Origin of the sequence: Sphingomonas hengshuiensis (assembly GCF_000935025.1) — a bacterium.
GTDB classification, from domain to species: domain Bacteria; phylum Pseudomonadota; class Alphaproteobacteria; order Sphingomonadales; family Sphingomonadaceae; genus Sphingomonas; species Sphingomonas hengshuiensis.
On sequence record NZ_CP010836.1, the window covers coordinates 2,519,643 to 2,532,677 of the forward strand.

The following is a 13,035-nucleotide window of genomic DNA, read 5'->3' on the forward strand; positions in this document are numbered from 1 at the left end:
CACAATCTGCCGTCCAACCCCTCCTATAATTAGGATAAGGGGCACCCAGCCCCCGGTCACGCAACGGGGCGGCTTTGGAAGCGATCACAAACTTTGCCGGGCAACTCGGCCCCAAAAGGCTGCTGCTGATGGGCGGCGTCGCCTTGGCGCTGCTCGCCGCGCTCGCCTTCGTCGCCTCCAGCGGCTCGAACGCGCAGATGGGCTTTCTCTACACCGATCTGGATGCGTCCTCGGCCGCGACGATCACCGACAAGCTCAAGGCACAGAATATCGATTATACGCTGTCCGCCGACGGCACGTCGATCATGGCGCCACAGGACAAGCTCGCCGAACTGCGGATGAGCCTGGCCGGCGAGAAGCTGGGCGGCAAGATCGGCTATGACGTGCTCGACGCCGAACAGCCCTTCGGCGTCTCCTCCAGCCGCGCCAAGATGAACGAGACCCGCGCGATCGAAGGCGAACTCGCCAAGTCGGTCGAGACGATCCAGGACGTCACGGCGGCGCGCGTCCACATCGTGATGCCCGAACGGACGATGTTCGCCAGCGAAACCCGCAAGGCGACCGCCGCCGTCACCGTCAAGACCAAGGGGCGGATCTCGTCCGAGACGATCGCCGCGATCCGCTATCTCGTCGCCTCCTCGGTGCCCGAGCTTTCACCCGACGCAGTGTCGGTGGTCGACCAGACCGGCGCCTTGCTGGCGCGCGCGGGCGATCCGGGCACCGCCGGCGCCGGCGATGCGGACGAGCGCCAGGCGGCGGTCGAGGCCAAGCTTCGCTCCGAGATCGAATCGCTGCTCGAGCCGATCGTCGGCCAGGGCAAGGTCCGCGCCGAAGTCTCGGCCCAGATCGACCGCGACCAGACCCGCGAGGAATCGACGATGTTCGATCCCGACAAGCAGGTCATCTCGCGCCAGGTCAGCGTCGAGAGCGGCGACCAGAACAGCGAGACCGATGCAGCCCCCGGCACCACGTCGATCGGCAACCAGCTTCCCGAGGCGCAGGGCCAGGGCGGCGGCGGTGCCGGTCCTTCGAAACAGACGACGAGCAACCAGACTTCCGAAGACACGACCTATGACAACAGCGCGACCAAGACGGTCACGCTGCGCGCGCCGGGCAAGGTCACGCGGCTGTCGGTCGCGGTGATGGTCGATGGCGGCGAAAAGGGCCTGCCCCAGCCGCAGATCCAGCGGCTCCAGCGGCTGGTGGAGAATGCCGTCGGCGCGGATGCCGAACGCGGCGACAGCGTCGTGGTGGAGAGCATGGCGTTTTCGGGCGGCGACGCGCTGGCCGACAAGGATGCCGGGCTGCTGTCGCTGCTCCCGATGGACCGCATCTGGAGCCTGTTGCAGCTCATCGTGATCGGCGTGGTCGGATTGGTCGCGCTGCGGATGCTCAAGCCCAAGACCGTGCCCGGCATGGCGGACGGTGCCCCCGCGCTCGCCGGCCCGACGCCGGAGATGCTCGCGCTCGCGGAGCGCGCCGCGGGCGGCGACGCCGAGGCGCAGCAGCAATTGGAGGCGCTCAACGTCGATCCGCCGCTGCTCGACCAGGAAATCGCCCTCGCCCAGGTCGACGGACGCATCAAACTTTCCGCGCTCAAGCGCATCGGTGACGCGATCAACGCCAGCCCGCCCGAGGCGGCTTCGGTGATCCGTCAGTGGATGAACACATAGGAACCCCGACGATGAGCATCGATCCGCACGACATCATCCCCGCCGAGCCCGGCGAACAGCAGGGCCCGGTCTTCGAAGACTTCGAACCGCTCCCGATGGGAGACACCAGCACCACCGGCTCCGAAGGGCTGGAGGCCGTCCATGACGTGCCCGTCAAGGTCCAGGCGATCCTGGGCCGCGCGCGGATGCCCGTCGGCGAATTGCTCCATTTGCGCGAAGGCCATGTCGTCGAACTGGATCGCCGCGTCGGCGAACCCGTCGACATTTTCGTCAACGATCGGCTGATCGCGCGCGGCGAAGTCGTGCTGATCGACAACGCGCTGGGCGTGACGCTGACCGAAATCGTGCGGGCCGATCGCTGATGGCGTCGATCCGAATGCTATTGGTCGGCGCGCCCGGCACCGAGTTCCGGCGCGCGGCCGAACTGGCGCGCGAAGCCGGTGCCGATGTCGCGATGGCGGACGGCCCCGGCGACGCGCTGGGAATGTTGCGCGCCTCCGGCGGCGACCTGGTAATGATCGATGTCGAGACCGACGTGCCGCTGTTCATGGCCAGCCTGCGCGCCGAACGCTTCACGATTCCGGTGCTCGCCTGCGGGATCGGCGCCTCTGCCGAGCGCGCCGTGGCGGCGATCCGGGCAGGCGCGCGCGATTATGTGCCGTTGCCTCCGCAACGCGACCTGATCGCCGCGGCGATCGCCTCGGTCGTGCAGCGCAAGCCGCCCGAACTGATCGGCGACAATCCCGCGCTGGCGCGTGCGCTCGCGCTCGCCTCGGCGGTCGCGCCCAGCGGCGCGCCGGTGCTCGTCACCGGCGAGCGCGGAAGCGGCAAGGAGACGATGGCGCGAACGATCCACGAGGCATCAGGGCGCGGCACCGCGATGCTCGTCGTCGAATGCGCCGGTGTCGCCGCCGACGTAATCGAATCCGAACTGTTCGGGCATGAGGAAGGCGCCTTTGTCGGCGCCGTCGCACGGCGCATCGGGCGGTTCGAAAAAGCGGGCACGGGAACCATCCTGCTGCGCGAAGTCAGCGCGCTGGCCCCCGCGACCCAGGCGCGGCTGCTGTCCACGCTCCAGGAACAGCGCTTCACGCGCGTCGGCGGACGCGAGCCGGTGCCGTTCCACGCCCGGCTGATCGCGACCACGACGCTCGATCTCGAGGCGGCAGTGAGCGCCGGTGCATTTCGCGCCGACCTGCTCGTCCGGCTGGGGCTGGTCCGTGTCGACGTACCGCCGCTGCGCGCGCGCGGCGACGATGCCGCGCGGCTCGCGCGCCACTTCGCCCAGCGCCTCGCCGAAGCCGACGGCACCCGCGAGCGCGCGTTCAGCGACGACGCGCTGGCGCTCGTCACCCGCTATGGCTGGCCGGGCAATATCCGCGAGTTGGAGGATTGCATCCACCGCGCCGTCCTTCTGGCGCGCGGCACCCGGATCGAGGCGAGCGACCTGGTGCGCTCCGACGGCAGCCGCCTGATCGACCTGGAGACCAGCGAGCCGCACCGTTTCCAGGTGCAGGGGCTGGTCGGCCACACCGTCGAGGAAGTCGAGCGCGAGCTGATCCTGCAGACGCTGGAGCGGTGCCACGGCAACCGCACATCGGCATCGAGCATCCTCGGCATCTCCGTGCGCACGATGCGCAACAAGCTGCGCACCTTTATCGAAGCCGGCATCCCGGTTTCGCCGGCGCCCTAAATGCCCAACGCGCTCACCAATCTGCTCCAGCGGCTCGGCGTCAATCGCGACATGGCGCTGGCGTTCGGCGTCCTGGCGATCATCGGCATGCTCATCCTGCCGATGCCCGGCTGGATGCTCGACATGGGGCTCGCGCTGTCGATCACCATTTCGGTGATGATCCTGATGACCGCGCTGTTCATCGACAAGCCGCTGGAACTCAGCGCCTTTCCGACGATCCTGCTGATCTCGACGATGCTGCGGCTGGGGCTCAACCTCGCCTCCACCCGGCTGATCCTGAGCCACGGCCATGAAGGCCCCGATGCCGCCGGCGGCGTGATCGGCGCGTTCGGCGAGTTCCTGATGGGCGGCGAGACGATCATCGGGCTGACGATCTTCATCATCCTGATCGTCATCAACTTCGTCGTGATCACCAAGGGCGCCGGGCGCATCGCCGAAGTCGCGGCGCGGTTCAGCCTCGATTCGATGCCGGGGAAACAGATGGCGATCGACGCCGACCTCTCGGCGGGGATGATCAACGAGGAACAGGCCAAGGCGCGCCGCGCCGAAGTCGAGGCCGAAAGCGGCTTTTACGGCGCGATGGACGGTGCGTCGAAATTCGTGAAGGGCGACGCGGTCGCCGCGCTGCTGATCACCGCGATCAACATCGTCGTCGGGCTGGCGATCGGCGTTTTCTCGCACGGCGTGCCGGTGGGCGAGGCGTTCCATACCTATACCGTGCTGACCGCCGGCGACGGGCTGGTGAGCCAGATCCCGGCGCTGATCGTCTCCACCGCGGCGGGTCTGCTGGTGTCGAAGGGCGGCGTGGCGGGCAAGACCGGCGCCGCGCTGGGCGACCAGCTTGGCCGCTATCCCAAGGCGTTCGGGATGGTCGCGGTGCTGATGGGGGTGCTGGCGATCGTGCCGGGGATGCCTTTCGTGCCCTTCGCCGCCTTCTCGGCGCTGTCGGGCTATGCCGCCTGGACGATGAGCAAGCGCGCGCGCGCACGCGCCGTCCACGAACAGATCGTCGCCGCACACGAGGACGCACAGGCCGCGATCGTCGAACAGCCGATTTCCGCGACGCTCGCGATCGACGCGGTGCGGATCGAGATCGGCTATGCGCTGCTCCCGATGATCAACGACAACCAGCGCGAACCGCGGCTGGACGATCAGGTACGCGCACTGCGCCGCCAGATGGCGACCGATTTCGGCTTCGTGCTGCCGTCGGTGCGGATCATCGACAATATGGGCCTGAAGCCCAATGAATATGTCATCACGATCAAGGAAACCGAGGCGGCCCGCGGCGAGATCCGGCTCGACAAGCTGTTGCTGATCAATCCCGGCGGCGGTCCGGTCGGCCTGCCCGGCGAGAATACGCGCGAGCCGGTGTTCGGCCTGCCTGCTTTGTGGATCGACCGCGAGCTTCGCGACGAGGCCGGGTTCCGCGGGCTCACCGTGGTCGATTGCGGCACGATCATCACCACCCACCTGACCGAGCTGGTCAAGGACAATATCGCCGACCTGCTGTCGTACACCGAGACGCAGAAGCTGCTGATGGAGGTCCATCGCGACGCCGAGAAGCTGGTGGCGGACATCGTGCCGTCGAAGGTTTCGATCTCGAGCGTCCAGCGCATCCTCCAGAACCTGCTCGCGGAGGGCATTTCGATCCGCGACATTCCCACGATCCTGGAGGGGATCGCCGAAGCCGCGCCGATGACCAGCAACCTCACCCAGATGACCGAGCATGTCCGATCGCGGCTGGCGCGCCAGATCAGCGCGACGCAGGTGCGCGGCGACGCAATCCCGGTGGTGACGCTGTCGGCGGAATGGGACCAGGCGTTTGCGGACTCGATCCTGGGCAGCGGCGACGATCGCCAGCTCGCCATGGCGCCCTCGTCGCTTCAGCGCTTCATCGCGTCGGTGCGCGACACCTATGACCGGCTGGCGGCGGACGGCGAAATCCCGTGCCTGCTGACCAGCCCGGCGATCCGCCCGTTCGTGCGATCGATCATCGAGCGCGTCCGCCCGGCCACCGTCGTGCTGTCGCAGAATGAAATCCACGCCCGCGCGCGCATCCGTGCGCTGGGCACGATCGGCTGAGAGCCTGTTTGGAAATTCGCGAGAGAGCGAATTTCAAGGCGGCACCGGCCCGTTCCCAACCATCCTATAATGAAGAAACGGGCCCACGCGGCCAGCAAGAGGCGCCTGGATGAACATCACTCCGTTCGGTTTTCCGATTGCGACTCCCGCGCTTGCCGTGCCGTCCTTTGCGGGCGGCGTGCAGGGATTCGGCGCGCTGCTCGACGCGACGCTGGCGCAACCCGCCGGGACAGCGCCCGTGGCGCTCCCCGTGCAGCCGACCGCGCTCGCGCCGATCGAGGCCACGGCGCTGGCCGCCGCCCCGCAGCTTGGCCGCGGGCTTCGCGCGCCGCTGCTCGGCATGGCTCCGACGGACGCCAGTGAGGCTACCACACCGCCGGCACTGGCCCCCACGATACCCGCAGCGATCGAGGGGCAGATGAGGGTCGCCGGGAACGTTCCGCCGCCCGCCGCCGCGTCCATCGCGGCTGCCCCGCTTCTCGCCGAGGCCGGCCCCGCGCCCGAAGCGGCGCCCGCCGCGAAGACAAGCACGCCCCCCAGCAGCGCCGTACCGCCCCCCGCCACGCCGATCCGCGCGCCCGAAGCGCCCGTCGCGCGTGCGCAACCCGAAGCGGCGCCCGCTGGCGATCCGCCGCCGGGGACCGCTGCGACGCCCGCTGCCGACACCCCCGCGCCGCGCGCGCCGATCCGCGAACCTGCCGCCCGGTCGCGGCCTCAGCCGAAGACGTCGCAGCCCGCCGCTGCCCCGGCTGCGGCGATGGATACGGCGATGGATACGCCGGAGGACGCTGCCACGGGCACGGCCCCCGCCGCCGCCGTGCAGCCAATCGCTATCGACACGCCGGCACCCGCACCCCTACCCGCGGACGCTGGCGCACCTCCGCCCGCGGCTCCTGATTTCAGCGCAGTCGCGGTTGCCGCCGCGACCCAGCAGCCGATCCAGCCGGCACCCGCCCCCGCAACCGCCGCCCCCGCGCCGCGCAAATCTGCGACCGCCCCCGGCACGACAGCAGCGCCAGCCGATGCGCCCGCCATGGCCCGCACCGCCACCGCGCCCGGTGCGCCCGCCGACACCGCGCTGAAGCCGACACCCGCCCTGTCCCCCGATGCGGGGACGGAGCATGGCGACACGCGCCCCGATGCCACGCTCCCGGAGAGCGGCGACCTGCCCGCACCGCTCCCCCCCGCGAACCAGTCCGCGCCGTCCTTCGCCACCCGCCTCGCCGCCGCGACGCCGCCCCCGGCGCTTCCCGCCGAGGTCGAGATCGCCGCGCGGCCCGGCCATCTGGGCCAAACGATGGGCGTCGAGATTGCCCGCCGCGTCGAGGCCGGCGACGATACGCTGCGCGTCCGGATGAACCCCGCCGAACTGGGCCGCGTCGATGTGACGCTCGCGTTCGATTCCGCGGGCAGCCTGAAGGCTACGGTGAGCGCAGACAGCGCCCGCGCGCTTGATCTGCTGCGCCAGGACCTGCCCGATCTCGCGCGCACGCTCGACCAGGCCGGCGTCCGCACCGACGCCCAGAGCTTCCGCTTCGAAAGCCGCACCGGCAGCGACGGCCAGCAGGGCCAGCCGCACCCGCAGCGCGGCGACGATGCCCGGCGGCATCAGGCCGCGAACGATGAATTCGAACCCACCCCCGCCTATCGCGCGATCCGCGGCGATGGGCAGGTGGACGTTCTCGCTTAGGATGATTGCATGACCAGCATTGCCCCGACCACCGCCACGAGCGCGGTCTCCGCCGCGACCGCCACCACTGCGGGCGCGAAGCTCAGCGCCGACTACACCATGTTCCTGAAGCTGCTCACCGCGCAGATGCAGAACCAGGACCCGCTCGATCCGATGGACACCGCGCAATATACCCAGCAGCTGGTGCAATATTCGCAGGTCGAGCAGTCGATCGAACAGAACACCACGCTCAAATCGATCCTCGCCAGCCTGGGCACGCAAAACCTGACTCAGGCATCGGCGCTGATCGGCAAGACCGTCGAGTCCGCCGATGCGGTTTCCGGGCTTAGCGAAGCCACCCCCGCGCAGTGGAGCTGGACGGCGGATCGCACCGTCGCTGCGCTCACCGCCAGGATCACGGACGCGGCGGGCAAGACCGTCGACACGCGCACGGTCGACGCCGGCGACCTGTCGGGCGGCATACGCTGGGACGGGACCACCACCAGCGGCCGCACGATGCCCCCCGGCGAATATGGCATCGCGCTCGAAGGCGTCGATGCGTCAGGCAACGCCCTTCCCGTGACGGCGCACGCGATCGGTACGGTCAGCGATGTCGAGCTTGCCAATGGCGCCATCACCGTGACGATCAACGGCGCCAAGATGCCCGCGAGCAGCCTGGTCCGCATCGGCCAGTGAGCGCGCCACGCGCTACGGCCTAGCCCGCTCAGGACAATATCGGAGCGCATCGCTCCCTGCCGCCCACCGGGCTCCGCTATAATGAAGGTAAGAGAGACGGGCGGACGTTCCGATCCCCTCTGCGGTCGCCCGTCTCTCCCCCGACCGGATGTCTCCCCCGACCCCGACCGGCACAAACTGAAACGGCAGGCGAAACGCCTGCCGTTTTTTTTGATGTGGAGCGGTTGGGCGCCCGCGAATGTCGGTCTCGATCAGCCAAAGGCGACGGGGAGCATCTCCATGCGGCGCGGATCGGCCTGGCTGGGCAGCTGGATGCGCGGCGAGGCGGAGGGCGTGTTGGCTTCGCGTACGGTGAAGCTGTCCATCCCGCATCCCGGGATCGCGCGCGGCGCGGTCAGCATGGCGATGCACTCGGCGATCGCGGGGTCCTCGCGCGGGCCGATCGTGTCCAGCACATCGGCCAGCGTCGCCCCCGGGGCGGCCATGGCGCGCTCGGCAGCGGCGGCCCAGAGCAGCCCGGCATCCTCGACGACCAGTGCGACCGTGACGGTATAGGCCGCGGTCTGGTTCGCCGAAGCGGAACCGAAAGTACGTAGATCCATGCTGGGAGCCCTCTGTTGCTCAAGTCGGTGTTCGAGGGTCGAAATGCCCGAGTGCCCCGGCGCAGCGTAGTCCGGTTTTTGCCCCGTACGTAGTTTTCCAAGGACTGGAAATCGGCGCCGGTGAAAGGAAAACAGGGCGCGTTAGTGGACCCGCGCCTCGGCGCGCCGCCCCAGTTCGCGGGCATGCGCCGCTACCAGGCAAAGCTCGGCATAAAGCCTGTCCCAGAACGGGGCAGAAATCTCCAGCCTGGCATCCCCACCCTGGCTGAGCGTGAGCGAGGCACTGGGCTCCAGCTTGAGCTGGAAGCGCGTACCGAACGTGCCGTCGACATGCTCGTCGGGAAGCGCGTGCGGCACCGACAGTCGCGCCGACATGATATAGCCCGAAAGCACGTCGACGCCGTAGCCGTCGAGCAGGACGCGCGGGCGCCCGGACAGATCGGGGCGATCGAGCACGACCAGCGCCCCCGAAGGATGCTCCTCCACGCTGACGCGGAGCCGGCCGCCAAAGGCGTCAGTGATTTCTCGGATACGAGGGAACAAGCGAATTTCTCCTGTCTTCCCATCATTATAGAGCGATCAACCATCGTCCCCGGCTTCCTCCCACGAAAAAGAGGCCGGGATGGTTTCCCATCCCGGCCTCCGCTTGGGCCATTCTTCCAGGGATAAGACTGGCCTTAACGGAACAGCGACGTGATCGTCTGCGGCGCCTGGTTGGCGATCGACAGAGCCTGAACACCCAGCTGCTGCTTGACCTGCAACGCCTGCAGCTTGGCGGATTCCTTCGCGAGATCGGCGTCGACAAGATTGCCGATGCCTGCCTCGATCACGTCCGACAGCTTGGTGGTGAAGGTCGCCTGGGCGTCGATCTTGCGCGAAGCCGCGCCGAGCGTGCTCAGGCTGGTCTTGAGGTTGTCCTGCGTGGTCGTCAGCGTGTCGATCATCGTCTGGGCCGAAGCCTGGCTCGAGATGTTGCCGCTGGCGGCAACGGTCACGACCGAACCACCAAGGTCGAGACCCTGGTTGGCGACGCTCAGCGAGTCCGGGTTCCAGGTCGATGCCGAGCTGGTGTCCGAATCCTTGAGCGACTGCAGCGCCGAAACCGAACCGCCCGAAGCCTTGAGCAGGTTGGTGCCGTTGAAGTCCGACGAGTTGACGATGGTCGTGATCTGGTCACGCAGCGCGACGAAGTCGTTGTTCAGCGCGGTGCGCGTTGCCGAATCGATGCCCGCGTCGGCAGACTGATAGGCCTTGGCCTTCATCTGGTTGACGACGTCGGAAATCTGCTCGGCACCAGCCACGGCAACATCGGTGACGCTCTTGGCACGGCTCAGCGAGTTGGAGACGGACTTGAGGCCGCCCATATCGCCGCGCAGGCCCTGCGCGATCGTGTACGATGCCGAATCGTCCTTGGTGGACGAAACGCTCAGGCCGGTGTTGATGCGAGTCTGGACCTGCGAAAGGCCCTTACCCGTTTCGGACAGGCTCTGAAGCGCAGCCATCGCGCCGACGTTGGTGTTGACAGAGAAACCCATGATGTTCTTCCTTCTTGGATATAGGACCGCTTCTGCGATCCGGGCCGGTGGCGCCGACCCTCGGCAAAGCGCGATCGGTGCGCCTGCACTTCCATCTTGGGAAGAATTATAGGAGTACCCAAATTTCCACCTGCATTTTGGTGGTTAGCCGGTATTTACTCCGTCGGAATGGCATGGCGGTCCCATATCGCACCGGGGCCTTCTCCCTCACTCTCCGTCATGCTGAGAAAAAGGCAGGTCTATTAATACGGAATTGCTCGTCAGAACGGGAACAGCGCGTCGTAAATCTGCTGGCCCCAGCGCGCCTGCTGCGCTTCGGTAAGCTGGCCCTTGCCGCCATAGATCACGCGCGCCTCGGCGATCTGGCCGTGCTGGATCGAATTGTCGCGGGCGATGTCCTCGGGCCGGATGAGGCCGGTGACGATCAGCTCGCGCATCTCGAAATTGACGCGAACCTCCTGCTTGCCGCGGATCATCAGGTTACCGTTGGGCAGCACCTGGGTCACGATCGCCGCCATGGTCATGTTGATCGTCTCCGCCCGCACCGTCGATCCGCCGCCGGCATAGTTGGAGCCCGAATCGGTCTCGACCACCTTGTTCGCGTCGGCACCGAGCAGCTTGGCGACCGGGCTGATGCCGAGCAGTCCGCCCAGCCCGCCATTTTCCGATCCGCCGCGCGTGCGCGAGGTGTTGTTGCCGAGATCGGCCTTGTCCTGGATGTTGATCTTGATCGTCAGGATATCGCCGAGCTTGGTCGCGCGCTGGTCGCGAAAGAACGCGCCCGCGCCGGTGCGGAACAGCGAGGCGTTGGCCGCCGGCTGTTGCGGCGGCGAGGTGCGGCCGCCGCGATCGGCGGGGGTCGAGAGCGACGCCTCCAGCTCGGGCGCCGCGACCGGCTCGATCCCCGACAGCTTCGGTGCCTTGCCGACCTGTTTCAGCCGGCCCACCGCACCGCATCCCGAAAGCGCGACGCCGATCGACGCCAGCAGCATGAGCTTGCGCATATCCATATCCCTGAAATCCCTGTCTTTAAGGCGTGGCGATCCGGACGGTGCCCGATCCTTCCACCATTGCATCCAGCGTGCGGCTGGTCGCGTTGACCACCACCCGCACCATTTCACCCTCGGCACCGCCGCCCAGCGCACGGCCCGACGCGGTGATCGACAGCCGGCCCTGGACGATGCGGATCGTCACCGGCTCGCCGCGCCGCACCAGTTGCGGGCGGATCACGTCGCCGCGGCGGACGATTGCACCGGCGGACAGGTTGCGCACCGCCTCCATCCCCGCCGCGTCCTCGATCGTCAGCGCACCGCGCGCCGCCGCCAGAGGCCGCGCCTCCATCGCGAAGTCGCCGCGCTCGATCCGCTCGCCCTTGGCGATGGCATGGTCGAGCACCGCGACCTGGGGCACCTCGTCCGGCCCTGCGGCAAGCAGCGCGAGCGCGAGCAGCGCCAGCATCAGCGCAGCTGGCTGGTGGTGGCCAGCATCTCGTCCGCGGTCTTCACGACGCGGCTGTTCATCTCATAGGCGCGCTGGGCAGAGATCAGCGCGGTGATCTCCGACACCGGATTGACGTTCGATGCCTCGATAAACCCCTGGGTCAGCGTCCCCAGCCCCGGCTCGCCCGGCGCCGCGACGGTCGGCTGCCCCGATGCCGAGGTTTCTAGGAACAGATTGCCCCCCCGCGCCTCCAGCCCGGATTCGTTCATGAACGACGCGAGTTCGAGCTGGCCCAGCACCTGCGGCTGCGCGGAGCCCGCGATCGTCACTTCGACCTGGCCGGTCTTGGAGATCGACACGTCGAGCGCGCCTTGCGGGATAGTGATCCCCGGCTGCACCGGATAGCCGTCCGCGGTCACGATCTCGCCCTGGTCCGAAAGCTGGAACGAACCGTCGCGGGTATAGGCGGTGTCGCCCGAGGGCAGCGTCACCTGGAAATAGCCCTTGCCCTCGATCGCGACGTCATAGGGATTGCTGGTCTGGGTCAGCGCGCCCTGTTCGTTGATGCGATAGACGCCGCCGGTCTTGACGCCCGCGCCGATCTGGATGCCCGAGGGCGCCTTGGTCTCGCCGCCGGTCGCCGATCCGGGGCGCGAGACCTGCTGGTAAAGCAGGTCCTGAAACTCGGCGCGCTGGCGCTTGTACGCGGCGGTGTTCATGTTCGCGATGTTGTTCGAGATCACGTCGACATTGGTCTGCTGGGCGAGCATTCCGGTGGCGGCGATGGAGAGCGTACGCATGGAATATCTTCCTTCGTGAAATTCAGCTGATGCGGCTGAGCTTGTCGATTGCCTGCTTGCGCATGTCGGACATGCTGTTCGCGAGGCTCTGGCTGGTCTGGTAGGCGCGCAGGATCTCGACCATGTCGGTGGTCTCCTGGATCGCATTGACGTTCGATCCCTCGACCCCGCCGCTCACCAGCCGGGTTTCGGCGGCGGGCAGCTCGCGCCCGCCGGTGCCGTTCATCAGCCCGTCGCCGCGCGGATCGACCGATGTCTCGTCGGCGAACACCGTCACCGCGATCCGGCCCAGCGGCCCCGCGGCGCCGTTCACGGTGCCATCGGACAGAATGTTAAGCTGGCCCGCCTCTTCGGGGGGCACATTGATCGGCTTGCCGCCTGCGCCCAGGATGCGCTGCCCGCCCGCGGTGGCGAGGTCGCCATTCTCCAGCACCTTGACGAAGCCCGCGCGGGTATAGGCAGTGCCGCCACCCGGCGCCTCGACGCTCAAATAGCCGGGGCCATCGATCATCACGTCCAGCGGATTGCCGGTCGGCTGAAACGCGCCCGCCGACGTGTCATGGACAGCGCCGTAATCGAGCACATAGGAGGTCTTGCGCGTCGGCTCGACGGCAGTATCGCCCTGGTCCACATATTCGCGGAACACCGGCTGTTCGCGCTTGAACCCCACCGTATTCATATTGGCGAGGTTATTCGCGGCGACATCCAGCCGCCGTCGCAGCGCCTGTTCCTGGCTCAGCAAAACATAAGAGGAAATGTCCAACGGGACGGTCCTTCAATTTTCGTCGCTAGGCAGAAATTGCCGGGTGACGATCCTATAATAGGAGAAATTGAGCCGACCCGGA

General features: G+C 67.7%; 13 protein-coding genes. 6 read left to right on the forward strand and 7 right to left on the reverse strand.

Going from position 1 to position 13,035, the window contains the following annotated elements:
* The first annotated feature begins 74 nt into the window (after positions 1-74).
* The 6 genes from fliF (at position 75) to TS85_RS11080 (ending at position 7,813) form a co-directional block, all read left to right on the forward strand.
* Entirely contained in the window at positions 75-1,673 is a 1,599-nt protein-coding gene (fliF, locus tag TS85_RS11055) for a flagellar basal-body MS-ring/collar protein FliF (RefSeq protein ID WP_044332179.1), read from the forward strand.
* Between the two features lie 11 nt (positions 1,674-1,684).
* Entirely contained in the window at positions 1,685-2,035 is a 351-nt protein-coding gene (gene fliN, locus TS85_RS11060) for a flagellar motor switch protein FliN (RefSeq protein WP_044332180.1), read from the forward strand.
* Complete coding sequence (locus TS85_RS11065) at positions 2,035-3,366, forward strand: sigma-54-dependent transcriptional regulator (RefSeq protein WP_052507855.1); 1,332 nt, start codon at positions 2,035-2,037, stop codon at positions 3,364-3,366. Before fliN ends, TS85_RS11065 begins: the two co-directional genes overlap by 1 nt.
* Positions 3,367-5,448 carry a flagellar biosynthesis protein FlhA gene (gene flhA, locus TS85_RS11070; RefSeq protein ID WP_044332181.1) on the forward strand — a complete coding sequence of 694 codons (2,082 nt, stop codon included), beginning with the start codon at positions 3,367-3,369 and terminating at the stop codon, positions 5,446-5,448. It begins immediately after the preceding gene.
* A gap of 109 nt (positions 5,449-5,557) precedes the next feature.
* A complete protein-coding gene (locus TS85_RS11075; RefSeq protein ID WP_044332182.1) occupies positions 5,558-7,138 on the forward strand; it encodes a flagellar hook-length control protein FliK in 1,581 nt (526 codons plus the stop codon).
* 9 nt (positions 7,139-7,147) lie between these two features.
* The gene (locus TS85_RS11080) at positions 7,148-7,813 is read left to right on the forward strand and encodes a flagellar hook assembly protein FlgD (RefSeq protein ID WP_044332184.1); all 666 of its coding nucleotides are present in this window, start codon (positions 7,148-7,150) and stop codon (positions 7,811-7,813) included.
* Between the two features lie 251 nt (positions 7,814-8,064).
* On the opposite strand, the gene TS85_RS11085 is transcribed toward TS85_RS11080, so the two are convergent.
* From TS85_RS11085 to TS85_RS11115, 7 genes are all read right to left on the reverse strand, one after another.
* Entirely contained in the window at positions 8,065-8,415 is a 351-nt protein-coding gene (locus TS85_RS11085; protein WP_052507856.1) for a hypothetical protein, read from the reverse strand.
* A 141-nt stretch (positions 8,416-8,556) separates the two neighbouring features.
* Positions 8,557-8,958 carry a hypothetical protein gene (locus TS85_RS11090; RefSeq protein ID WP_044332186.1) on the reverse strand — a complete coding sequence of 134 codons (402 nt, stop codon included), beginning with the start codon at positions 8,956-8,958 and terminating at the stop codon, positions 8,557-8,559.
* 134 nt (positions 8,959-9,092) lie between these two features.
* Positions 9,093-9,950: a flagellin gene (locus TS85_RS11095; RefSeq protein WP_044332188.1), complete on the reverse strand. Its 858-nt coding sequence runs from the start codon at positions 9,948-9,950 to the stop codon at positions 9,093-9,095.
* Positions 9,951-10,210: 260 nt separating this feature from the next.
* Complete coding sequence (gene flgH / locus TS85_RS11100) at positions 10,211-10,954, reverse strand: flagellar basal body L-ring protein FlgH (protein ID WP_044336171.1); 744 nt, start codon at positions 10,952-10,954, stop codon at positions 10,211-10,213.
* A 25-nt stretch (positions 10,955-10,979) separates the two neighbouring features.
* Positions 10,980-11,408: a flagellar basal body P-ring formation chaperone FlgA gene (gene flgA, locus TS85_RS11105; RefSeq protein ID WP_044332190.1), complete on the reverse strand. Its 429-nt coding sequence runs from the start codon at positions 11,406-11,408 to the stop codon at positions 10,980-10,982.
* Positions 11,408-12,190, reverse strand: a complete 783-nt coding sequence (gene flgG / locus TS85_RS11110) for a flagellar basal-body rod protein FlgG (RefSeq protein WP_044332192.1) — start codon at positions 12,188-12,190, stop codon at positions 11,408-11,410. The genes flgA and flgG overlap by 1 nt, the downstream gene beginning before the upstream one ends.
* 22 nt (positions 12,191-12,212) lie before the next feature.
* Positions 12,213-12,953, reverse strand: a complete 741-nt coding sequence (locus TS85_RS11115) for a flagellar hook-basal body complex protein (protein WP_044332194.1) — start codon at positions 12,951-12,953, stop codon at positions 12,213-12,215.
* Positions 12,954-13,035 lie beyond the last annotated feature (82 nt).